The sequence below is a fragment of the Mesorhizobium sanjuanii genome, from assembly GCF_002529485.1.
Taxonomy (GTDB): Bacteria; Pseudomonadota; Alphaproteobacteria; order Rhizobiales; family Rhizobiaceae; genus Mesorhizobium; species Mesorhizobium sanjuanii.
Genome location: NZ_NWQG01000153.1, coordinates 1 through 22,410, shown reverse-complemented (window position 1 = coordinate 22,410; position 22,410 = coordinate 1). Strand labels below are relative to the sequence as shown.

The 22,410-nt window shown below is 62.5% G+C and carries 19 protein-coding genes and 1 pseudogene; 3 read left to right on the top strand and 17 right to left on the bottom strand.

All coding sequences use genetic code 11. From position 1 onward, the window contains the following. Positions 1-2: 2 nt before the first annotated feature. From CN311_RS21440 to CN311_RS21410, 7 genes are all read right to left on the bottom strand, one after another. Positions 3-380, bottom strand: a complete 378-nt coding sequence (locus CN311_RS21440) for a DoxX family protein (protein ID WP_097575702.1) — start codon at positions 378-380, stop codon at positions 3-5. 68 nt (positions 381-448) lie between these two features. Further along, complete coding sequence (locus CN311_RS21435; RefSeq protein WP_097575715.1) at positions 449-907, bottom strand: carboxymuconolactone decarboxylase family protein; 459 nt, start codon at positions 905-907, stop codon at positions 449-451. 11 nt (positions 908-918) lie between these two features. Continuing rightward, the gene (locus tag CN311_RS21430; protein ID WP_097575701.1) at positions 919-1,437 is read right to left on the bottom strand and encodes an RrF2 family transcriptional regulator; all 519 of its coding nucleotides are present in this window, start codon (positions 1,435-1,437) and stop codon (positions 919-921) included. Between the two features lie 112 nt (positions 1,438-1,549). Next, the gene (gene preA, locus CN311_RS21425) at positions 1,550-2,863 is read right to left on the bottom strand and encodes an NAD-dependent dihydropyrimidine dehydrogenase subunit PreA (protein ID WP_097575714.1); all 1,314 of its coding nucleotides are present in this window, start codon (positions 2,861-2,863) and stop codon (positions 1,550-1,552) included. A gap of 11 nt (positions 2,864-2,874) precedes the next feature. Further along, on the bottom strand, positions 2,875-3,717 hold the full coding sequence (locus CN311_RS21420) for a class I SAM-dependent methyltransferase (RefSeq protein WP_097575700.1): 843 nt from the start codon (positions 3,715-3,717) through the stop codon (positions 2,875-2,877). A 5-nt stretch (positions 3,718-3,722) separates the two neighbouring features. Then, a complete protein-coding gene (locus tag CN311_RS21415; RefSeq protein WP_097575699.1) occupies positions 3,723-5,078 on the bottom strand; it encodes an NAD(P)-dependent oxidoreductase in 1,356 nt (451 codons plus the stop codon). 127 nt (positions 5,079-5,205) lie between these two features. Continuing rightward, a complete protein-coding gene (locus CN311_RS21410; protein WP_097575698.1) occupies positions 5,206-5,910 on the bottom strand; it encodes a gamma-glutamylcyclotransferase in 705 nt (234 codons plus the stop codon). A 195-nt stretch (positions 5,911-6,105) separates the two neighbouring features. On the opposite strand from CN311_RS21410, the gene CN311_RS21405 reads away from it, so the two are divergent. Then, on the top strand, positions 6,106-6,882 hold the full coding sequence (locus CN311_RS21405; RefSeq protein ID WP_097575697.1) for a VOC family protein: 777 nt from the start codon (positions 6,106-6,108) through the stop codon (positions 6,880-6,882). A gap of 2 nt (positions 6,883-6,884) precedes the next feature. Here the strand turns inward: CN311_RS21405 and CN311_RS21400 are convergent, their stop codons facing one another. Beyond that, positions 6,885-7,319 carry a hypothetical protein gene (locus CN311_RS21400; RefSeq protein ID WP_245440903.1) on the bottom strand — a complete coding sequence of 145 codons (435 nt, stop codon included), beginning with the start codon at positions 7,317-7,319 and terminating at the stop codon, positions 6,885-6,887. Between the two features lie 251 nt (positions 7,320-7,570). Here CN311_RS21400 and CN311_RS21395 point away from each other — a divergent pair, with 251 nt between their 5' ends. Continuing rightward, positions 7,571-7,963 carry a DoxX family protein gene (locus CN311_RS21395; RefSeq protein ID WP_097575695.1) on the top strand — a complete coding sequence of 131 codons (393 nt, stop codon included), beginning with the start codon at positions 7,571-7,573 and terminating at the stop codon, positions 7,961-7,963. A 15-nt stretch (positions 7,964-7,978) separates the two neighbouring features. Here the strand turns inward: CN311_RS21395 and CN311_RS21390 are convergent, their stop codons facing one another. Beyond that, positions 7,979-10,405: a GcvT family protein gene (locus tag CN311_RS21390; protein ID WP_097575694.1), complete on the bottom strand. Its 2,427-nt coding sequence runs from the start codon at positions 10,403-10,405 to the stop codon at positions 7,979-7,981. Between the two features lie 70 nt (positions 10,406-10,475). Next, positions 10,476-12,014, bottom strand: coding sequence for a trimethylamine methyltransferase family protein (locus CN311_RS21385; protein WP_165779790.1), 1,539 nt, complete (start codon positions 12,012-12,014; stop codon positions 10,476-10,478). 216 nt (positions 12,015-12,230) lie between these two features. Between CN311_RS21385 and CN311_RS21380 the strand changes: the two genes are divergently transcribed. Then, positions 12,231-12,821 (top strand): transglycosylase SLT domain-containing protein, encoded by a 591-nt coding sequence (locus CN311_RS21380; RefSeq protein WP_097575692.1) that lies wholly within the window; start codon positions 12,231-12,233, stop codon positions 12,819-12,821. An 88-nt stretch (positions 12,822-12,909) separates the two neighbouring features. On the opposite strand, the pseudogene CN311_RS33775 reads toward CN311_RS21380, so the two are convergent. The 7 genes and pseudogenes from CN311_RS33775 to CN311_RS21345 form a co-directional block, all read right to left on the bottom strand. After that, positions 12,910-13,227: pseudogene (locus tag CN311_RS33775) on the bottom strand (PIN domain-containing protein). Beyond that, a complete protein-coding gene (locus CN311_RS21370; RefSeq protein ID WP_097575691.1) occupies positions 13,224-13,442 on the bottom strand; it encodes a CopG family transcriptional regulator in 219 nt (72 codons plus the stop codon). Before CN311_RS21370 ends, CN311_RS33775 begins: the two are co-directional and overlap by 4 nt. A 126-nt stretch (positions 13,443-13,568) precedes the next feature. Then, positions 13,569-15,773 (bottom strand): dipeptide ABC transporter ATP-binding protein, encoded by a 2,205-nt coding sequence (locus tag CN311_RS21365; RefSeq protein WP_097575690.1) that lies wholly within the window; start codon positions 15,771-15,773, stop codon positions 13,569-13,571. Positions 15,774-15,824: 51 nt separating this feature from the next. After that, positions 15,825-16,982, bottom strand: a complete 1,158-nt coding sequence (locus CN311_RS21360; protein ID WP_097575689.1) for an ABC transporter permease — start codon at positions 16,980-16,982, stop codon at positions 15,825-15,827. A 12-nt stretch (positions 16,983-16,994) separates the two neighbouring features. Beyond that, positions 16,995-18,029, bottom strand: coding sequence for an ABC transporter permease (locus CN311_RS21355; RefSeq protein WP_097575688.1), 1,035 nt, complete (start codon positions 18,027-18,029; stop codon positions 16,995-16,997). A gap of 162 nt (positions 18,030-18,191) precedes the next feature. After that, positions 18,192-19,844 carry an ABC transporter substrate-binding protein gene (locus CN311_RS21350; protein WP_097575687.1) on the bottom strand — a complete coding sequence of 551 codons (1,653 nt, stop codon included), beginning with the start codon at positions 19,842-19,844 and terminating at the stop codon, positions 18,192-18,194. 271 nt (positions 19,845-20,115) lie between these two features. Further along, positions 20,116-22,410, bottom strand: a 2,295-nt coding sequence (locus CN311_RS21345; protein WP_208866553.1) for a translocation/assembly module TamB domain-containing protein, incomplete at its 5' end; no start/stop codon positions are given.

Below are 22,410 nucleotides of genomic sequence, written 5' to 3'. Positions count from 1 at the left end.
GGTTAAAGCGATTGCGCAATCAGCGACAAAAAGCCACCGCCAAGTGCAACATTGCCGACAAAGCCGTTGATACGGGACGCACGATCCGGGCCTTGATGATCCCAGAAATTGTGGAACATCGGCGTGGCGACGATCAGGAACAGCACCAGCACCGAACAGGCGATCGCGATCCCGAACCCGGCTATCACCATTGCGCCGGCAACGACCTGCAGGGCGATGCCGAACCACAGCATGAGCCGTGCCTGCGACACGCCGCGCATAGCCATGAGTTGGGTCAGAAAGGCTGCGTTCTGGATGTTACGCAGGCCGGCGAAAACAAAGGCGCCGCCGAGCAGCAGGCGGCCGAGAAACATCAAGGCCGAGGCCGTGTCCTCAATCATGGAAACCTCCCTTCCAAAACAACTGGAGCGCCGCCTTCTCGGCGGCGCTCCAGTACGCAGCCGGTCGATCAGGCGGCCTTGGCAGCCGGCATCGGGTGAAGGGCGTGGAATGGGACGCAGAGCCGATTCCAGGTGTTGATCATGCCGATCGCCACCGACAGCTTGACCAGTTCCTCTTCCGAGAAATGCTCGAGCGTGCTGGCATAGAGTTCGTCCGAGACACCGTTGTCGGCGATCTTCGTCACCGCCTCGGTCCAGGCGAAGGCAGCGCGTTCGCGTTCGGAAAACAGCGGCGATTCCTTCCAGGCCGAAACCAGATAGAGCCGCTGCTCGGTTTCGCCGTCGCGCCTGGCCTCGCGGCTGTGCATCTCGACGCAGTATGAACAGCCATTGATCTGCGACGCCCTGAGCTTGATCAGATGCAGCAGGCTGGCCTCCAGCCCGCATTCGTCGACCGCCTTGTTGAGCGCCGACACCGCCTTCATGATCTCCGGCGCCTTGGCGAAGAATTGCATCCGCTGTTTCATCGTCTTTCCTTTCATGCTGGCTTGGTTGAACTGGATTTCTGCGGCCGCTGATGGCGCGCCACAAAGGCGCAACTCGCGGCAAACGATCGGGGATCGCCTTCTTCGGCGTAATCCGCCACGATGTCGGACAGCGTGGTTTCGGCAAGCGCTGCCCGATAGGCGCGCTCGGCCTTCAGCATTGCGGCATTGATGCCGCAGGGTTTGACATAGGCCGAGGCATCGATCTTGACCGGACCGTTGCGGCGAATTTCGCCGCAGCGAAATGCCGGTTCGCGCCCTTCGATGGCCAGCACGATGTCGAGGAGCGTTATGCGTTCCGCCGCCCGCGCCAACCTGTAGCCACCCGCCGGACCCGGCACCGATTCCAGGATACGCGCCGCGCTCAGCATGTTGAGATGCTTCAGGAGATAGCTCGGCGACAGGCCGAACGCCTCGGCCAGGGCCGCGCCGGGCATGGTGCTGTTGCCCTCGACGCTCGCCAGCGTGGCCGCGCAATGGATGGCCGCTTCAACGCCTTCGCCCAGTTTCATGGTGCCGATCTCCTATTCATGGATACTTGTTATCATGGATAAATTTTATCTGCAATAGGGAAATGAAAAACGGCGCCCCAAGGCGCCGCTTTCTTGTTGAAGGACTCCGCCCCTACTCCGCCGCCACCTTGGCCATCGGGTTGTTCGGATGCGTCGTCCAGTTGGCATAGACCGGCGATACCGGCTTGCCGGTGCGCTGGTCCATCACGCCGGCCGCCAGCGGCTCCATGGTGATGCAGTTCTCCACCGGGCAGACATTGACGCAGAGATTGCAGCCGACGCATTCGGCCTCGATCACCTCGAAATGCCGGACGCCGTCCACCATGCTGGTGATCGCCTGGTGCGAGGTGTCCTCGCAGGCGATGTGGCAGCGGCCGCATTTGATGCAGGCCTCCTGGTCGATATGCGCCTTGGCGATGTAATTGAGGTTGAGATACTGCCAGTCGGTGACGTTGGGCGTGGCCCGGCCGACGATGTCGTCGAGCGTAGCGTGGCCCTTCTCGTCCATCCAGTTTTCCAGGCCGGCGATCATCTCCTGCACGATCTTGAAACCATAGGTCATCGCCGCCGTGCAGACCTGCACGTTGCCCGCGCCGAGCGCCATGAATTCGGCCGCGTCGCGCCATGTCGTGATGCCGCCGATGCCCGAGATCGGCAGGCCGTGCGTTTCGGGATCGCGCGCGATCTCCGCCACCATGTTCATGGCGATCGGCTTCACCGCCGGGCCGCAATAGCCGCCATGCGAGCCCTTGCCGTCGATCGTCGGCTGCGGCGCGAAACTGTCGAGATCGACGCCGGTGATCGAGTTGATGGTGTTGATCAGCGACACCGCGTCGGTGCCGCCGGCATGAGCCGCCCGCGCCGGCTTGCGGATATCGGTGATGTTGGGCGTCAGCTTGGTGATGACAGGCATACGGGTGTTGGCCTTGCACCAACGCACCACCATTTCGATATATTCCGGCACCTGGCCGACCGCCGCACCCATGCCGCGTTCCGACATGCCGTGCGGGCAGCCGAAATTGAGCTCGATGCCGTCGGCGCCGGTCTCCTCGACCACAGGCAGGATCGCCTTCCACGCGTGTTCCTCGCAGGGCACCATCAGCGAGACGACGATGGCGCGATCCGGCCAATCCTTCTTGACCTGCTTGATCTCGCGCAGATTGACCTGCAGGTCGCGGTCGGTGATCAGCTCGATGTTGTTGAGGCCGAGCAGGCGGCGGTCGGCGCCCCAGATCGCGCCGTAGCGCGGACCGTTGACATTGACCACCGGCGGCCCTTCTTCGCCGAGCGTCTTCCACACCACACCGCCCCAGCCCGCCCTGAAGGCGCGGATGACATTGTAGGCCTTGTCGGTCGGCGGCGCCGAGGCCAGCCAGAACGGATTGGGCGATTTGATGCCGACGAAATTGTTTCTGAGGTCAGCCATGACAGTCCCTTTCAACCGAGACGAAGAAGCAGTTCGACGGGTGCGAGAATGCCGCCTTCAAGCGCGGCGGTGAGATTGGCGATCTTGGTGTGGGCGTCCTCGCCCATGACTAGGCCGACGCCGGGCGGCGGCTTCTTGCCCTCGGCTTGCGCGGCGGCCATCCGCGCGCGCACCGTGGCGAAGAACTCGACGGCAAAGGCGCCCCGCGGTCGCTCCGCGGTCACGGAGAAGCCCGCGGCGGTGGCAGCCGAGCGATAGTCGTCGGGAGTGGCCACGAAGGACATGGACTCGTTGGATGCCCATGGCAGCGGATAGGTCAGCGCACCGTCCTTGAGCCGCATCACATCGTAGACGGCAAAGGCGCCGCCCGGCTTGAGCACACGGGCTGCCTCGCGCATCAGCTTCGCCTTGTCGGGGAGGTTCATGCCGACATGCAGGATCATTGCCGCATCGAAGCTGGCATCCGCGAATGGCATATCCAGCGCGCTGCCTTGCAAGAAGTGCGTCCTGTCGGCCATTCCGGTTCGCTTCGACAGGCTGGTCGCGATATCGACATAGCTTTGAGTGAGATCAATGCCAGTAATATCGGCGCCGGCATTATTCGCGACAAAGCGGGCTGGGCCACCTACCCCCGATCCGATGTCGAGAAGCCTGGCTCCAGGCTTCAGCCCTATCTGATCGAGAAGTTCCCTGGTGGCGGCGATGCCTCCGATGTGGAATTCATCGACCGCTTCGAGATCGCCGGCGCGAAGATGGGCAACATCCACGCCCGTATCGGCGAGCGCCGCAAGAATGCGCTGCTCCAACCCCGATATCTCATAGTGTCGGGCGATGCCCGGTTCCACCGTGGCCACGATCTTTATCCCCGCATCAGACTCCGGTTGATGCTCTCCGCCGCGTCGCGGCCTTGCGCCACGGCTGACACCGTCAGGTCGGCGCCGCCAAAGATGCAGTCGCCGCCGGCCCAGACATTGGCGAGCGAGGTGCGGCCCTCAGTGTCGACCTTGATGCGGCCGCCTTCCAGTTCGAGCGCCGCACCGCTGCCGTTGAGAGCCGAACGAGCAAAGCTCTGGCCGATCGCCTTGAACACCTGGTCGGCGATGAGCGTCAGCCGCTCACCGGTGCCGGCGAGCTTTTCGCCCTTCATCGCGGTGTATTCGAGCTCGATGGCCGACACCTTGCCGCCTTCGGCAATGACCCGCTTCGGCTGCAGCCAGTGGCGGATGGTGACGCCGTTGGCGGCGGCCAGATCCTGCTCGAATTCGGAAGCGTTCATGTGCTCCTGGCCGCGCCGGTAGCAGATCGTCACCTCCTCGGCGCCGAGCAGCTTCGACTGTACCGCCGCGTCGATTGCCGTCATGCCGCCGCCGATGACGACGACGCGGCGGCCGACCGGCAGGCCCGAGAGGTCGCCGGCCTGTCGAAGTTCCGCGATAAACTCCACCGCATTGGTCACGCCTGCGGCGTCCTCGCCATCGGCGCGCAGCGCGTTGACGCCGCCAAGCCCCATGCCGAGAAACACCGCATCGTAGTTCCTGGTCAGATCCGACAGCTGGTAGTCACGGCCAAGCGCCTTGCCGTTCTGGATGTCGATGCCGCCGATCGAGGTGACATAGTCGACTTCGGCCTGGGCGAAATTGTCGACGCTCTTGTAGGCGGCGATACCGTATTCATTGAGGCCACCGGCCTTCGGACGCGCCTCCAGTATCGTCACGTCGTGACCGTGGCGGGCGAGCCTGTGGGCGGCTGCCAGTCCCGCCGGCCCGGCACCGACCACGGCGATCGTCTTTCCGGTCGGCTCGGCGCGCTGGTAGAACTGCTTGTTCTCGGACATCGCGACATCGGTGGCATAGCGCTGCAAGCGGCCGATCTGCACCGGCTTGCCTTCGGCGACCTCGCGCACGCAGACCTCCTCGCACAGCGTTTCGGTCGGACAGACGCGGGCGCACATGCCGCCCAGAATATTCTGGTCGAAGATCGTCTTGGCCGAGCCGATCGGATTGCCGGTCGAGATCTGGCGGATGAACAGCGGAATGTCGATCGAGGTCGGGCATGCATTCATGCACGGCGCGTCATAGCAGAAATAGCAGCGGTCGGATTCGACCAGCGCCTCGTGATGATCGAGCGGCGGATGCAGATCGGAAAAATTGTCGGCGTATTGCTCGGGCGCAAGCCGGCCGCCGGCAATACCTGCCTTGAAATGACCTGTCGCCATTCCTCTTCCCCTTGTTTTCGTTTTGGGAAGGCTAGCATGTTTTATTTTTTTATCAATTGGTCAATTTTCTGGCAAGCCGCTGAAATGGCTCGATAACAACATGACATTATCACTCATGTTATCGATGCTACGTGCCGGTCTCTGAGGTGCCGCCATGTATCGACCTGATCTCGTCCGCGACCAGTTGTTGCAGCCGCCACAGATTGCGATCGCGGATGCCGAACGCTTCGAGGTGGCTGACCGTGTTGTAGAGATATTCCGCACCCGACCCGACATGTCCGCACGCCCTGGCCAGCACTTGGGCCACTGTCTTCAGCGGTTGCCTGAGCGAGGTGCCTCTGCCGGTCACGCCGACCCAGAAGCCCAGCGCCCTGAGCGCGCCCTGATCCGTATGCACCGGAATCCAGCGAACCGAGGCGACACTCTCGTGATCGTCGATCTCGCGCCGCAGCAGCCTTTCGATCTGGGCCGGTTTTTCGCCGTCGGGCAAGCGGTAGATCACCCCGTTGCATCGCCCGCCCCGCTCCAGCGCCATCATCAGGCCCGGCTGCGCGGCGCTGCCGCGCCAGCGCGCAATGTCGAGACAGAAGGAGCGGTGCCAGCCGAAAGCGGTGGCGCGCTGCTGTTCGACGGATTCGAAGGCCGGCTTCCAGATCAGCGAGCCATAGGCAAACACCCATAGCGGTCCCTCGTCCGCCTCGCCGGACAGCCGCCAGGCAAGCGTCTGGAAATCCTCGTCGGTCAGTTGCGTCCAGCTGCCATCAGGACCGGGATCTGCCTCCTCGCGATGGCACAGTGCGACAAGCTCCGGCGTGAGCGACATCAGGCGCATGGATCGACCCCCGTTGACGGTAAACAAAGTCGAAAACCGCAAGATGCGCAAGATTTGCGAATGAGGGGCATCTTGCCGCCATCGATTTCTGGCCCAGATGTCGGATTTCTGTCGCAAGGATCGTCCTAGGATGGATCGAACCGCAATCCACAGCTGGACACGCCCACAAAACTGGAAAACGAGAGGAGCACGACAATGCCAGAGTCCCCCATGCCTTTCTTCTGGTACGAGTTGATGACCACCGACCTCGACGCAGCCGAGGCCTTCTACACAGCTGTGGTCGGCTGGACAGCGCAGCCCTTCGACGCCGCGCCGGGCATGCCGCGCTACATCGTCATGAATGTCGGCGAGCGCGGCGTCGGCGGGCTGATGACGTTGCCTGAGGACGCCGCCAAGATGGGCATGCCGCCGGCCTGGCTCGGCTATATCCACACGAAAGACGTCGATGCTTCGACGAAATCGCTGAAGGCGGCCGGCGGCACGGTCCACCGCGAGCCCGACGACATTCCGGGCGTCGGCCGCTTCGCCGTCGTCGCCGATCCGCAAGGTGCGACCTTCATGTTGATGCAGCCGAGCGGCCCCGATCAGCCAACGGTGCCGGCCACCACGCCAGGCCATATCGGCTGGCACGAACTCTACACGTCGGACTGGAAGGCCGCCTTCGATTTCTACGCCGGGCAGTTCGGCTGGGAGAAAGGCGATTCGATGGATATGGGGCCGATGGGCACCTACCAGACATTCGGGGCCGGGCCCGAATCCGGCGGCGGCATGATGAACAAGCCGGAGCAGATTCCAGTGCCGGTCTGGATGTTCTACTTCAACGTCCCGGCCATAGATGCGGCGGCCAGGCGCGTCACCGACAATGGCGGCAAGATCCTGATGGGTCCGATGGAGGTGCCCGGCGGCAGCTGGATCGTGCAGTGCCAGGATCCGCAGGGCGCGCATTTCGCGCTGACGGCGCCGGTTCGGTAAGATTACTCCGGCGCCAGCACCGCGACCTTGAGGTTCGGCTTCTTCGCACCACTGAGCTGCAGGGTGGCCGGACCAGCCTGCAGCTTGAAGCGCACGCTCTTGCGGATGCCCGGACAGGTCCTGATACCACTGAAAGCCGCCAACTTAACGGCTTTACCGCCCTGAACGACATCGATCCAGGCCTCGTCGGACAGGCTGATCTGAAGCTCTCCCTCCGGGGGCACGGCCACGTTTGCCGTTGCGCCGAATGTACCGGCAGCCGGCGCACGTTCCGGCGGAGCGCTGAAGCTGATCGCGGCGACCGGCGCCAATGCCACATCTGCAGCCTCGCCGACCGAAAGGTCAGCGCCGGACTGCGCAGCGGGCGCCGCCGCAAACAGCGCCTCCTCGCGCGTCACCGGCCATTTGAAGGCAGCACAGCCGGCGTCGTCGGCCACGGCGACGCTGGTGCCTGCAAGGATAGCGAATAGGCTGACGACGACTTTTCTCATGGCAACGGAACCCACATGGTTTGGAATGTCTGGATATCAATACAACCATAGAGAGTTGAATGCAACCCTAGAGAGAAGAAAGGGACGAGGAACATTCCAGTCACCGATTGTTGATGGCAGGCCGTGGGAAGTGAATGGTCCGTTGCCGGGCGGCAATCTATGGCCGGTTCGGGGGTAAAATGGAGATCTGATTTTAGATGAAGCTGTTTGACGGTCTCGCCAAATTTCAGCCACAGGCTTTGGCCGCACTGCGCATCATGACGGCGCTGCAATTCATCGAACATGGCACACAGAAACTGTTCAATTTTCCCGTCAGCGATCATGCCGGCGCCTTGACCGGACTGACGTTGACCGCGGCCATCCTCGAATTCGCCGGCGGCGTTCTCTTGGCGCTTGGGCTCTTCACCCGGCCGGTCGCCTTCCTCCTGGCCGGCGAAATGGCCATCGCCTATTTCATGGCGCACATGCCGCACGACTTCTTCCCCATCAACAATGGCGGCGACGCGGCAATCTCGTTCTGCTTCATTTTTCTCTATCTGGTGTTTGCCGGTCCCGGCGCCCTGGCGCTAGACAATCGCCGCAACGCCTGAGGCGTCAGCGCGCCCTCATCCACGCATCCGCTCGAAATTGGCGTCGAACAGCGGCGCCGATTGCATGCGTGCTGCGTGACGCTTGCCTAGGAGTTCGATCTCGAAACCCTCGGTTTCCTCGGCGATCTCCTTCGGCACGTAGCCGATGGCGACGGACTTCTTCGAATGATGCACATATCCACCTGACGTGACCCAGCCACGCACGGCGCCGTCATACCAGATCGGCTCGTCGCCGATGACATCGGCGTCAGTGGCATCGACGACGAAGGCGCGCAGCCTGAGCTTGCCGCCCTGCTTGCGCTCGGCGAGCGCACCGGCCTTGCCGATGAAATCGGCGTCCTTGCCATAGGCGACGAAGCGGTCGAGCCCGGCTTCCAGCGGTCCGTAGATCGGCCGGTATTCGCGCGCCCAGGAACCGTAGTTCTTTTCCAGCCGCAATGCGTTGAGCGCGCGCGAACCGAACAGGCCGATCGAAAATTCCTCGCCGGCCGCCATCAGGGCCTGGAATGCGGCGCGCTGATATTCCGGCGCCACCCACATCTCGTAGCCGAGATCGCCAGTATAGCTGACGCGCCCGACCAGGCATGGCGCCATGCCGATATCCATCCTGGCAATGGCCATGAACGGAAACGCAGCATTGGAAACATCCGCCCGCGTGACCTTGGCCAGGAGTTCGCGTGCTTTCGGCCCCGCGATCGACAGCCCTGTCAGTTTCGGCCCGAGCGCCTCGATGCGGACCGAGCCATCGTCGGGCAGATGCGCCTCGAACCAGCGCATATGGTACTGTTCGGCGACGCCGGAGCCGGCAAGGAACCAGCTTTTGTCGCCGAGATTGGCCAGCGTGAAGTCGCCGATGAGCTTGCCATCGTCCTTCAGCATCGGCGCCAGCGTCATGCGGCCCGGCTTCGGCAATTTGCAGGCGAGCAGACGGTCGAGCCATGCGGCAGCCCCCTCGCCCGTCACCTTGTATTTGGCGAAGCTCGAAATCTCCGACAGGCCGACGCCAGCGCGAACGGCCGCGACTTCCTTGGCGACGTGAGAAAAATCGCTCGAGCGCCGCCACGAGAACTCATCCCTGACGCCTTCCGGCGCGTACCACAGCGGCACTTCCAGCCCATAGGCCACGCCCCACTGCGCTCCCTTGGCTGACAACAAATCGTAGACCGGCGTTGTCTTCAGCGGCCGGCCGGCAGGCAGTTCTTCATTGGGGAAGCGGATCGAGAAGCGGCGCGAGTAATTCTCGCGCACCTTGGCGTTGGTATAGGCCATCGTCGCCCAGTCGCCATAGCGCGAGACGTCCATGGCCCAGATGTCGGCGCCGGGATCGCCCTCGATCATCCAGTTGGACAGCGCGAGACCCACGCCGCCGCCTTGCGAAAAGCCGGCCATGACGCCGCAGGCGACCCAGAAGCCCGGCAGGCCGCGCACCGGTCCGACCAGCGGATTGCCGTCGGGTGCGAAGGTGAAAGGCCCGTTGATGATCTGCTTGATGCCGGTGTTCTGGAAAGCCGGGAAATGCCGGAAGCCGACTTCCAGCGACGGCGCGATGCGGTCGATATCCGGCTCCAGCAATTCATGGCCGAAATTCCACGGCGTCTGGAACTCGGACCACGGCTTGTTGGCCTTCTCGTAGGTGCCCATCAGCATGCCGCCGCGTTCCTGGCGCAGATAGAGCTCGCCGTCAAAATCCACCGCGTGGATGATTTCCGTGCCGGTCTTGGCGTTCCAGGCGGCGACTTCCGGCATGTCCTCGGTGATGAGGTACATGTGCTCCATCGCCAGCACCGGCAGTTCCAGCCCGACCATGCGGCCGACCTCGCGCGCCCAAAGGCCGCCGGCATTGACGACATGCTCGGCCACCACCTCGCCCTTGTTGGTGATGACGCGCCACAGCCCGTCGGGGCGCCGCACGATGTCCTCGACCTTGGTGAAGCGCTCGACCTCGGCGCCGAGCTTGCGCGCGGCCTTGGCATAGGCGTGGGTGACGCCGGATGGATCGAGATGGCCGTCCTCCTTGTTGCGCACCGCGCCGACGAACTGCCTGGGATCGATGAGCGGCATCAATTCGGCCGCCTCGTCAGGCGAGATCTCCTCGAGGTCGATGCCGAGATAGCGGCCCTTGGCGACGACGCCGCGCAGCCAATCGAGCCGCGCCTCGGTGGCGGCCAAAAGCACGCCGCCTGTCAGGTGCACGCCGGTCGCCTGACCGGACAGTTCCTCGATCTCCTTGTAAAGCGAGATCGTGTACTTCTGCAGCTTGGCGACATTGGGATCGCCGTTGATCGTGTGCATGCCGCCGGCCGCGTGCCAGGTCGAGCCCGAAGTCAGCTCGTCGCGCTCCAATAGAACGACATCGGTCCAGCCATGGCGGACGAGATGGAACAGCACCGAGCACCCAACGACACCGCCGCCAATGACCACGACCTTTGCATGCGATTTCATGGTTTTTCTCGTTATTTCAGGGAGTTGGATTGTTGTGTGGATTCAAGATGGGAATTGACAAGAGCAGCTGTCACGGCTCGCCCTGCCCGATCGCTTCCTTGCGCTTGGCAACATAGGCTTCCAGGGCTTCGCGCACGGCGATGTCCATCACCGGTTCGACATAATCTTCCAGCGCCTTCTTCCACAGCCGCGTCGCGCGCGCCGTCGTGTCGAGCCCGCCGGCCTCCTGCCAGGCCTCGTAATTTTGCCAGTTGGACAGCATCGGTTGGTAGAAGGCGGTGGCGTAGCGCTCCAGCGTGTGCGGTTCGCCGAAGAAATGGCCGCCGGTCGGCACCGCCCCCAGCGCCTCGACTGCCAATTCGGCCTCGTTGACCTCGATCGGACGCAAAAACTCCATCATGTGCTGGATCATCTCGACATCGATGATGAACTTCTCGAACGACGCGGTCAGCCCGCCCTCCTGCCAGCCGGCGGCGTGATAGACGAGGTTGCCGTGGCCGAGCACGGCGCCCCACAGCGCCATCAGCGTCTCATAAGCCCCTTGCGCGTCGGCGGCGTTGGAGGCCGAGCCTGGCGTCGTCCGGTAGGGCAAGCCATACCGCCGTGCCAATTGCCCTGACGCGATGTTGGCTTTGGTATTTTCAGGCGTGCCGAAAGCCGGCGCGCCCGACTTCATGTCGACATTGGATGTGAAGGCGCCATACATGACCGGCGCGCCGGGCCGCACAAGCTGCGTCAGCACGACGCCGAACAGCGCCTCGGCGTTCTGCTGCGCCAATGCGCCGGCAAGCGTCACCGGGCTCATTGCCCCCATCAGCGTGAATGGTGTCACCGCCACCGACTGGCCGAACTCGGCCATGGTCATCAATCCCTCGGCCATCATCTCGTCGAAGCGGCGCGGCGAGTTGACCGAGATGATGGTGGTGATGCCGGGATCGTCGCGCATCTGGTCCAGCGTCAGCCCGCGCGAGATTGCCATCATCTCGATGCCGTCCAGCGCCCTGCCCCGGCCGATGGCCGAGACGTGGAAGCTTTTGTCGGTCAGCGTCAGATTGGCGAGGTAAGTATCGAGATGGCGCGAATTGGCCGGCAGTTCGACCGGCGCGCAGACCTGGTTGCCGAGCATATGGATGCAGTTGAAATGCTGCGCCAGCCGGACAAGGTCAGAGTAGTCACGCAAGTTTCCGGCGCGGCGACCGCGTTCCATGTCGTGCACATTGGGCGGCCCGGCGACCAGAGTGAAGTTGATCGTGTTGCCGCCGAGATGGACGGTGTAGGCCGGATTGCGCGGCGTCAGTGTATAGTTCGACCGGGTCGTCTTCAGCACGTCCTCGATCATGCCCCGGTCGATGCGGACATTCGCCGACGCATGATCGACCGCAGCACCCGCGCTCTCGAACAGCGACAGTGCCCGCGGGCTCATCACCTCGATGCCGAAATTCTCCAGAATGTGCATCGACGCCTGGTGGATCGCCTCGATCTGATCGGCTGAAAGCATCGCCATCGGCGGATAGGGATTGGTGACGCGGCGCAGCGGCAGTTGCGGAATGGCGGCCGGCCCCCTGTTGCTGGTTCGTTCAGTGCCGCGCTTGCGTCTTGGTTCGGTCATGCGCGGCATCAAAGCGCCGTGGCTCAAACCAGGCTGTCAGAAATCCGCCGTCCGCGGGCGTGATTTTAGCCAAGGCGGCACATTGGGAATTTTCGCCCGACAAAAGCGACAAGAAAGGTCGGAATATTTGTCCTCCGTGCCCGGTCAAAAGCAGCCGATGAGCGATTAAGAAACGCAGCAAGATTCCTTTTATGATTTGGGCCTATTCGTCCTCCAATGCGTAGGTCGAGTTTTAGTAAAATTGTAGCTGTCTCCGTGTTGCTGGCGCTGTCGGCCTGCGCCACGCCGCCAAGCCATATCAACGATGTCTGCGCCGTCTTCGACCAGAATGACGGCTGGTTCGACAATTGGCAGGCGGCGGCCGAACGCGCCGAACGGAAATACGGCGTGCCCGTCCCCGTGCTGATGGCGACGGTGCGCAAGGAATCCGGCTTCAAGAGCAACGCCAGGCCGCCGCGAAAAAAGCTGCTCGGTTTTATTCCCTGGAAACATGTCTCAAGCGCCCACGGCTTCTCGCAAGCGCTGGACGGCACATGGTCGCAATATCAGAGCGAGACAGGCAATTGGGCGGCGCGGCGGACCAAATTTGCCGACGCTGTCGATTTCGTCGGCTGGTACCACTCCAAGACGTCAGACACCTATGGCGTTGCCCGCAACGACACCTACAATCTCTATCTCGCCTACTATCTCGGCTGGACCGCTTATGGCCGCGGCAACCGCGGCGATGCCGGCGTCCAGAACTATGCGCGGGCGACCGAGAAGATGGCGCGCGATTACGCTGACCAGTTGAGGCAGTGCGGCAACTGAATCTGCCGGAGTCTTTTGCGGCCAGGTGAAATCACTTGGCATTGTTGATGCAATGTTGAGACCCGGATCGGGAACAGATTTCAGCGGTTCATTCGGTGGGGATAAGGTGAAGAACCGACTTCCCCCCTTTACCGCCGCCGTAGACAATTTTCGATCGAAGGTCGCCAACTTACCGTCACGCGTCCTGGCAAGCGCCAGCAGATAACTATCTGTGACTTGCGCCGAGGTCAGGATCTTGCCTGCATCGATATCGGCGGAGCCGACCAGGCTGATGTCGTCAGGCCAGAACTGATGTGGCCCATGACGAATGTCCGGTGGATTCGAACCATTGATGGGCATCGTCATGCGCAACATGACCGGGATCGATCAGCGCAATCAAGACGTTGACGTCGAGCAGAAAGGTCACGGCAATTCGTCGCGAAGCGTATTGACCGTTTCGAGATCAACCATCGGGCTGCCAGACCGGGACGAAAGCAATGGAATACCGTTGCGCTCACCGTCAGCCTGGGGTCGCCGCAGCGAACGACGAACAAGGTCGGAGATGACCTCGCCAACGCTGCGATCTTGCTGCTGCGCCATAGCCTTGGCGGCAAGGAGGCCTCCTTTCTGCGCATCAAACATCACGCATCAGATAGGGCAACAAACAGAAATGCTCAAGGGGACGTGGTATGCCTATCCTTGGTACATACGAGATGTCGCGACGCTTCGGAGGCAATGCACCAACTGAAGGCATTTACCCGTCGCCCGTCAGCTCGGCTTCTTGCCGCCCGGGCGCTTCGGCGGATCACCAGCGAAGCCCGGGCCACTGCCGTGCGGCGCATCGTCCGGGACGCCCTCATGCGCTGCGTGTTCCTTGTCGAATTTGATCACCGGCTCCATCTTGGCCAGCACGTCGTCGGCAAGCCAGCACAGGCTCATATGGCCATCGCCGAGATGCTTCACCGGGGGCACTTTGGTCTCGCACAGATTGTCCGGCACCAGCTTCTTGTAGCCGCAGCGCGTCTGGAACGGACAGCCGCTCGGCGGGTTCATCGCCGACGGAATGTCGCCTTCCAGCACGATGTGTTTCTTTACCACGCTGGTGTCGGCGATCGGGATCGCTGACAGGAGCGCCTCGGTATAGGGATGATAGGGCGGCGCGAAGATCTGGTCTGTCGTGCCCTGTTCGACGATATAGCCGAGATACATGACCACGACGCGGTCGGCGATGTAGCGCACGACGGACAGATCGTGGCTGATGAACAGCATCGTCGTCTTGTTCTTGCGCTGGATGTCCATCAAGAGCTCGGTCACCGCCGCCTGCACCGACACGTCGAGCGCCGAGACCGGCTCGTCGGCCACCACCACCTTGGCGTCGCCGGCAAAGGCACGCGCCACGCCGATGCGCTGCTTCTGGCCGCCTGAAAGCTGGCGCGGCTTGCGGGTTTCGAATGCTCTCGGCAGCTTCACCAGGTCGAGCAGCTCAAGCATGCGCTTGCGCCGCTCGGCGACATTGTTGCCGACATTGAATTTTTCCAGCGTACGGATGATCTGGGAGCCCACGGAATGGCTCGGATTGAGCGTGTCGAACGGATTCTGGAACACCATCTGGATCGACGACACCGTATCGACGCTGCGTTTTTCGATACCGGTCGACTGGATCTCCTTGTTGCCGAGCGTCACAGTGCCGGAGCTTGCCGTCTCCAGCCCGAGCAGCACCTTGGCCAGGGTCGACTTGCCGCAGCCGGACTCGCCGACGATGGCGACGGTCTCGGATTCGCGCGCCATGAACGAAATCGTTTCATTGGCCTTGACGACGCGGCCTTCGCTCGAACCGAACACCTCGCTCCCGCCGACCTTGTAGTATTTCCGGAGGTCTTCGATCTTGAGCACCGGCGCGCCGGGCACGACGCGCTCGTTGACTTTCTTGGCGCCGGGTGGCAGCGCCTCCCAATCGATCTCGTTGAAGCGCACGCAGCGCGAAAAATGGCCCTCATGGCCTTCGACCGCGATCATCGGGATTTCGGCGGCATTGCAGACGCCTTCGACGAAATGGTGGCAGCGCGGGCCGAAATTGCAGCCCTTCGGCCGCTCGTGCGGCAGCGGCAATTGTCCCGGGATGGAGATCAGCGGCCGTGAGTTCTTGTCGGCGCCGGGCAGCGGGATCGAGCGGAACAGACCCTGCGTGTAGGGATGGCGCATCCGGTCGAACACGTCCTTGATCTTGCCCGTCTCCACCGCCTCGCCCGAATACATCACAGTGATGCGATCGCAGGTCTCCAGGATCAGGCCGAGATTGTGCGACACGAAGATCATCGAGGTGCCGAACTTCTCGCCGAGACCCTTGACCAGATCGACGATGCCCGCTTCCACCGTCACGTCGAGCGCCGTCGTCGGCTCGTCGAGTAGAAGCAGCGCCGGCTTCGACAGCAGCGCCATGGCAATGACGATGCGCTGCTGCTGACCGCCGGAAAGCTGGTGCGGATAGGAGCGCATCATGCGCTCGGGATCGGGCAGTCTCACCGAGCGGACCATTTCGAGCGCTCGTTTATAGGCCTCTTCCTTCGACACCTTGTCGTGGATCAGCGGCACTTCCATCAATTGCTGACCGACCTTCATCGCCGGGTTGAGGCTCGCCATCGGTTCCTGGTAGATCATCGCGATCTTGTTGCCGCGAATGGCGCGCAACTCCTCGTCGGACAGCTCGCCCATGTCCTTGCCCTGGAACTTTATCTTTCCGCCGACGATCTTCCCGATATTGGAGAGGTCGCGCATGATGCCGAGCGAGACGGTCGACTTGCCGCAGCCGGATTCGCCGACGATGCCCATCGCCTCGCCGGGCATGACGGTGCAGGAAAAGTCCATCACGGCCGGTATCTCGCCCTTGCGGGTGAAGAAGGAGATCGACAGGTTTTCGATCTCGATGATCGGCCCATTGGTCGGCTCGGCGGGATTTCGAACTGCCTCATTCATGGGTCGCTCCAATCCTTGGTCTACGGGCAAGCAGGGTCGAAGACCCGGCCATCAATCTTTCATCGACTGTTCGCGCAGCGAGTCGGCCAGGAGATTAAGGCCCAGCACGAACGACATCAGCGCAATCGTCGGCGGCAGCGCCGGATGGATGAAGGAGCGCAGCAGGCGGCTGGCGTCCTTGATCGCGGTGCCCCAGTCCGGGCTCTCCGGCGCCAGCCCCAGCCCGAAATAGCCGAGCGTGCCGAGCAGGATCGTGGTGTAGCCGATGCGCAGGCAGGCATCGACGATCAGCGGCCCGCGCGCATTGGGCAGGATTTCCCACAGCATGATGTACCAGGGCGATTCACCGCGCGTCTGCGCCGCCGCCACATAGTCGCGCGTCTTGATGTCCATGACCAGGCCGCGCACGATGCGGAACACGCCGGGGCTGGAGGCGAACACCACGGCTACGAAGATGTTGAGCTGGTTTGGATCGATGTGGATGATCTTCAGCGGATCCCTGTCGAAGACAAGGCCGGTATAGACCCAGCCGCCAATGATCAGCGTCAGCCCGAGCAGGATGTAGAGCCGATCCGGCCGGTTCTTGTAGCGGGTCCAGAACAGCACGCTGAAGAAGATGATCGGAAACAGGAAGAAGATGCCTGCCAGCCCATAGGGGATCGGCGTCTCCATGATGCCTGGTGTCACCAGGAGGTAGAACAGCAGGATCACCGGGAAGGCTAGAACAAGGTTCGCGAGGAAGGACAGTACCGTGTCGATCTTGCCACCATAGTAGCCCGCCGGCAGGCCGAGCGTGATGCCGACCATAAGCGCGAAACCGGTCGCCGCCGGCGCGATGATCAGCACGATCTGGCTGCCATAGACCATGCGGGAAAACACGTCGCGGGCGAGCTTGTCGCCGCCGAAGAGGTAGATGAGTCCCGATTTCGGTTCGATCGCGCCGGGCAGCGCGTCCTTCATGATCGGGATCTGGGCAAGTGGATCGAAGGGCGCGACGGTCGATGCGAAGATCGCCGTGAACAGCCAGAACAGGCAGATGCCGACGCCGACGATGCCGACGCCGCTGTCGAAGAGCTGGCCGTAGAGGCCGAGCTTCTTCTTGTAGAGGAAACTCGCCCCCATGACGATGGCCAGAGCGACCCAGACCGGCCAGAAACGCGCCAGCACGCCAAGCACGATATTGAAGGCACCGATATATTCGACCTGCATCCGCCCGATCCCCTACTGAACTCTGATACGCGGATTGAGGAACGCGTAGCCGACATCGGAAATGAGCTGCGTGATCAGCACGATGAACACCGAGACCAGCGAGCAGCCCAGCAAAAGGTCGATATCGTTGTTGCCGGCCGCCTCGACCAGCGTGTAGCCAAAGCCCTGGTAGCGGAACATCACCTCGACGATGACGACGCCGGTGAGCAGCCAGGGAAATTGCAGCATGATGACGGTGAACGGCGCGATCAGTGCGTTGCGCAGCGCATGCTTGACCACGACGCTGCCGAAGGACAGGCCCTTCAGCCGGGCGGTGCGGATATATTGCTGCGTCATCACCTCGACCATCGAGGCGCGGGTCATGCGAGCGATGTAGCCGATGCCGTAGATCGCCAACGTCATGACCGGCAGCGTGAAATTATAGAAGGTGATGCCCTGGCTGGCCGAAGCCGCCGAACCGTTCAGTATGCCCAGCCATGAGGCGAAGATGACGGTGAAGATGACGCCCGAGACATATTCAGGCGTCGCCGTCGAGGCGATCGAGGCCACCGACAAAGTCCGGTCGGTTCGCGAACCCTCACGCATGCCAGCGAGGATGCCGATCAAAAGCGAGACCGGCACCATCACCACAAGCACGCAGAACATCAGGATGCCGGTGGCGCCGAGCGCCGGGAAAAGTTTCGACGCGACTGTCGTCTTGAACTTCGTCGAGCAGCCGAAATCACCTTGCAGGATGCCGGAGAATGTCGGCTCTACCGGATCGTTGCAGAATGAGAAACGCTGCGAGACTTTGCCGGTCGCCGGGTCAGTGATCGGCTGCTTGGGCACGACGCCCAGCCATTGGCCATAGCGGGCGAAGAAGTTCTGGCGGTAGCCATGATTGACCAGCCAGCTCTCGAGCTGCTCGGCCGAGGTGTGCATCTCGGTCTGGCTGATCGCCAGCTTCTTCAGATTGGGTTCGAGATTGATCAGGAAGAAGACGATCATCGTCAGGCACAGCATCGTCAATGCCATTGTGCCGAGACGTCGAAGGATAAAAGAAAGCATGGCGGCCCCCTGCCGGTGGGGTTGGGGTCAGGTGCTGTCAACCCTTGAATTGTCGCATGAGCCGGCTTGGAAAGTCAGCAGCCTTTTTGCGCTGACCCCCGTTTTCCGCTCATGTTCGAAAAGGGAGGGAAGGGCGAACGCCCTCCCTCCCTTTGGCATCGATCAGGCCTGGTCGAGCCAGACCTTGCCATAGTCGCGCTCATACGTCGGATGCATGGCGTAGTTCTTAACGGCAGCCACCGAGTGACTATAGAGATTGCGCCAAAAGGGCTGGATGATGATGCCGGAATCCTGCAGTATCTGCTCGATATCCTTCATCATCTCCTTGCGCTTGGCGGCGTCGGCGACCGAAAGCGCGGCGTTGAGCTTGGCATCCCAATCGGGATTCGACCAGGCAGACTCATTCCAGGCTTCTCCGGTGCGGTAGCCGATCGCCAGAACCTGGACGCCGAGCGGCCGCATGTTCCAGTTGGTCATCGACAGCGGATACTTCGTCCAGTCGTTCCAGAAGGTCGAGCCCGGCAGCACCGTGCGCTTCACCTTGATGCCGGCGTCGCGCATCTGCGCGGCAATCGCATCGCCTGTGTTCTTGTGCCAGTCTTCGTCGACCGTGATCAGCTCGTGCTCGAAATCGGCCTGACCGGCTTCCTCCATAAGCGCCTTCGCCTTGGCCGGATCGCGGGCGATCTTCGGCAGTTCGTAATATTCCGGATGGATCGGGCAGACATGGTGGTTTTCCGCCACGGTGCCGGCATTGCCCATGCCAAGCTGCAGCACGACGTTGTTATCCACTGCCAGCTGCAGCGCATTGCGCACCTTCTGGTCCTCGTAAGGCTTGTTGGTCACATTGGTGCGGCAGACGATGGTCGCCGCGGTGACCACCTCGTACTTGACCAGGTCGACACCGTCGAGGATCGACACATAGTCGGCCGACGTCTCGAAATTGGTATGGACCTCTCCCGATTCGAAGGCACTGACAGTAGCCGCGGGATCGGTGCCGTAGTCGATGAACTCGATGCCGTCGAGGAAGACCTCGCCGTCCCACCACTTGTTGTCTTCGCGGCGCTTGTAGACGACTTTCTGGCCGACATCGTAGGAGACGAGTTCGAACGGGCCGGTGCCGATCGGGCAGGCCTTGAAATCGCCGCCCTTTTCGTCGAAGGTCTTGTGGACGATGAGACCGGGATAGTCGCACATGTTGGGAATGAGCGCGATATCAGCCGTGTCGAGCTTCAGCTTCACCGTCAAATCGTCGACCTTGGTCACGGCGCTTTCGTCCAGCTTGTCGTCCTTGACCAGCGAGCCGAGACGGCCGGGCATCGAATTGCCTTCAGCCTTTTTGTCGGCCCAGCGCTTCAGGTTGAAGATCACGTCGTCCGCAGTGAATGCGTCGCCGTTCGACCACGTCACGCCCTTGCGCACATGCAGCGTGTACTCGGTGGCATCGTCGTTGACGTCCCAGCTCTCGAGCAGATAGGGGCGGAACGTGAATTCGGTGGTGTACTTGACCAACGGCTCGAGCGCCTGGCGCTCGGCATTAGCGATTTCAGACCAGTCGGCCTTGCGCGGGTCCTTTGGATCCTTGATCCACATCGCGACCTTCAGCGTGCCGCCCTTCTTGCCCTGCACTTCTTCCGCCTTCGCGGGCGTGGGGTCGGCGAGGCCGAGCATGCCATAGGCCATCGCCGTGGATGCGCCAAAGACGCTGGCCAAGGCGAGAAATTCGCGGCGATCCATTTTTCCTGCCTTGGCTTCTTCGGCCATTGCCAGGATATGATCCGGAACGCGGTCACCATTACTTTTGTAGATTGCCATGACTGACTCCCATTGTTGGCTTTCTGCCTTTTAACATTCCGCATCCGCGCCATGTTGTCAAAGACAGCGAGGATTGGGAACATGCAGGGAATGTGCAACTTTGAAAGGCGGGCAGTTCGCGTGATAGCGACAGTCTTGGCGCAAAATTGCTACTGTCGGCAGATTCGCTCGAATCTCCAGCGCCGATTAAACTGATACATTCGCCCAGATCCAAACAGCGCCAGCCGATGCCGGACATGATGCCAAAACAGCGCCGCTGCTGTCGGCCGGCTCAGTACTCGCGTTCGTAGAAAATGCCGCCCTTGGCTTCGCCGGCATCGTTGGCCTCGCCGCGCAATTTGACGCCGCGCCCGACATTGAGATCGATCGTCGCCTTGCCCGACCCCGGCTTGTCGCCCTTCTGGATCGTCACATAGGTGCGGTCGTTGAGATATTTGCCCGCCGAGACCGCGGTGCCGCCCTTGTCGTCCGTCGTCACGTCGAGATCGTCGACGCCTATCGCGCTACGCAGGTTTTCGAGCAGCGAGGTCGAACCACCGACGCCGGCGAGCTGCGCAGCCGCTTCAGCGAGCTGGGCGATCTGCAGCGGCGACAGGTTCGACATCGATCGGCCAAAGATCAACTGTGCCAGCACCTCGTCCTCCGGCAGCGCCGGCACCGAGGAGAAGGTGAATTTCGGATTGGTCGCCTCGCCCGAAACGACGATGGTGACGGTAGCGCTGGTCGTGGTGGATGTTGCGGTCAGGTTGAGATAGGGCACCAGCGAGCCCGAAAAGCCGACCGTGCCTTCGGTGAAGGTCAGCCGCTTGCCGAGGATCGTCAGCCGCCCGCGTTGCAAGGTGAAGGTGCCGACCGCTTGCGGCGACGAAGCCGGACCGGTCAGCTTGAGCGAACCGCCAAGCTCGGCGTCGACGCCCCTGCCCTGGATGAAGATCTGGTTCGGCGCATTGACCGTGACGTCGAGGTTGAGGCCGCTGCCGCCACTGCCGCCGCTCGCGGTTGGCGGACGCAGCGCCTTGTCCTGCGCGCGCACGGCGCCTGGCGCGTTCTTGTGCTTGACGTCGAGCGCCGCCAGGGAGCCCGGCAGCTTTTCGGGAACGGTAATCACGGTCTTGCCCAGATTGATGGCGCCCGAAATCACAGGCGCCGAAGCAAGCGGTCCCTTGATCGTCAGGTCGCCGCCGAGATTGGCGGTGACCACCCTGCCGTCAGTGTAGCGGCCATCGACCAGCTTGACCGACAGGTCGGCCGGAAAACCTTGCGCCGGATCGATACCGACCGTGCCGCTGGCCGACAGGCTGCCGCGCGTCGACAGCGTGCCGGTCAGATGGTTGATCCTGGCAACGCCGTTGCCGATGGAAACGTCCGCGGTGATGTCGTTGATGGCAAGGCCGGAGCGCGCATCGACCAGGCGGGCGCCTGATGTGCTGACCGTGCCTGATATCACCGGCGACGTCGCCGGGCCGCGCACCTGCACATTGACATTGGCCGTACCGCTCAGCGACAGGCCTTGCGCGGCGAGTGTCCGCGTCAGGAAGGCGAATGGCACATTGCCCGAAAAATCGAGTGCAAGCGTGGGCGTGCCTGATGTCGTCACCGTGCCGCCGCCCTTGAGGCCAATGCCGGTTCCGTCGCTTATGTTGGCCTCGAAGGCCAGCCTGTTGCTGGCGAAGCTGCCGGAGGACGACACGCTCATGCCGCCGAAACCAGCGCCACGGGTCTGTGACGTCTGGATGCCAGAGGCGTCTATCTTGAAGGCCACGGCGGGATTGGCCGGCGCGCCTGTCACCTTGACCGTGCCCGAGATCGAACCGGCGGCATCGAGGCCCGGCGAAAAACTGTTGGCGAGCGAGACCGGCACCCGCGCCAGCGTCGCATTGAGATCGAGCGCCTGCCCGACCTTGCCCGTCACCGTCGCCGTGCCGCCGCCGAGGTTGAGCACCAGTCGGTCCAGGCTGGTCGTGCCGTTGGCGATGGTGATGGTCGAAGCCTGGGTGATCGCCGCCTTGATCCCCTGCACCGTCGCCTGACCTGAATTGAGCTCGACCGTCGTGGTGCCATTGGCGACCTTGACGCGGCCGGCGGCCTTGGCGGGAATGTCCTTGACGGTGGCCCCGCCGGAAAAGCCCGTCCAGTCGCCATCACGCTTGAGGTCGACATCGATGCCGCGGATGACGGTGCCGCCCGAGGTCACGCTGTCGGCGCGGACCTTGCCGGAGATGACCGGCGCGGCGAGGTAATTGGCGATCAGCGCGTCGATGGTGACGGTCTTTGCCGAAAGATCGCCGCGTGAGATCGAAGCGGTCGAAGCCTTGATGGCGACGTTGGGGGCATTGCCGGTCTTCGAGAAGGCAATCGTGCCGCGCACGTCGCCTTCCGCCTTTTCCAGCGCGAGTGCGGCAAGCGGTCCGATGTCGGGCAGATCGAGCGCCACGGTGCCTTCAGGCACAAAGGCATCGTCGAGCGCAAGATCGCCGGAGATCCGGTTCTTGCCGAGCGACAGCAACAGGCCATTGATGGCGCGCTTGCCGTCGGATGTCGCCAGCACGGCGCTGCCTTGCAGGGC

Excerpts from the sequence above, each read along its gene's own strand:
- CN311_RS21435 (WP_097575715.1), bottom strand. The coding sequence starts at position 907 with ATGAAACAGCGGATGCAATTCTTCGCCAAGGCGCCGGAGATCATGAAG.
- CN311_RS21355 (WP_097575688.1), bottom strand. The coding sequence starts at position 18,029 with ATGCTTTCTTTTATCCTTCGACGTCTCGGCACAATGGCATTGACGATG.
- CN311_RS21395 (WP_097575695.1), top strand. The coding sequence starts at position 7,571 with ATGAAGCTGTTTGACGGTCTCGCCAAATTTCAGCCACAGGCTTTGGCC.
- CN311_RS21385 (WP_165779790.1), bottom strand. The coding sequence starts at position 12,014 with ATGACCGAACCAAGACGCAAGCGCGGCACTGAACGAACCAGCAACAGG.
- CN311_RS21430 (WP_097575701.1), bottom strand. The coding sequence starts at position 1,437 with ATGAAACTGGGCGAAGGCGTTGAAGCGGCCATCCATTGCGCGGCCACG.
- preA (WP_097575714.1), bottom strand. The coding sequence starts at position 2,863 with ATGGCTGACCTCAGAAACAATTTCGTCGGCATCAAATCGCCCAATCCG.
- CN311_RS21405 (WP_097575697.1), top strand. The coding sequence starts at position 6,106 with ATGCCAGAGTCCCCCATGCCTTTCTTCTGGTACGAGTTGATGACCACC.
- CN311_RS21410 (WP_097575698.1), bottom strand. The coding sequence starts at position 5,910 with ATGCGCCTGATGTCGCTCACGCCGGAGCTTGTCGCACTGTGCCATCGC.
- CN311_RS21380 (WP_097575692.1), top strand. The coding sequence starts at position 12,231 with ATGCGTAGGTCGAGTTTTAGTAAAATTGTAGCTGTCTCCGTGTTGCTG.
- CN311_RS21390 (WP_097575694.1), bottom strand. The coding sequence starts at position 10,405 with ATGAAATCGCATGCAAAGGTCGTGGTCATTGGCGGCGGTGTCGTTGGG.
- CN311_RS21440 (WP_097575702.1), bottom strand. The coding sequence starts at position 380 with ATGATTGAGGACACGGCCTCGGCCTTGATGTTTCTCGGCCGCCTGCTG.
- CN311_RS21415 (WP_097575699.1), bottom strand. The coding sequence starts at position 5,078 with ATGGCGACAGGTCATTTCAAGGCAGGTATTGCCGGCGGCCGGCTTGCG.
- CN311_RS21370 (WP_097575691.1), bottom strand. The coding sequence starts at position 13,442 with ATGTTTGATGCGCAGAAAGGAGGCCTCCTTGCCGCCAAGGCTATGGCG.
- CN311_RS21350 (WP_097575687.1), bottom strand. The coding sequence starts at position 19,844 with ATGGCAATCTACAAAAGTAATGGTGACCGCGTTCCGGATCATATCCTG.
- CN311_RS21365 (WP_097575690.1), bottom strand. The coding sequence starts at position 15,773 with ATGAATGAGGCAGTTCGAAATCCCGCCGAGCCGACCAATGGGCCGATC.
- CN311_RS21360 (WP_097575689.1), bottom strand. The coding sequence starts at position 16,982 with ATGCAGGTCGAATATATCGGTGCCTTCAATATCGTGCTTGGCGTGCTG.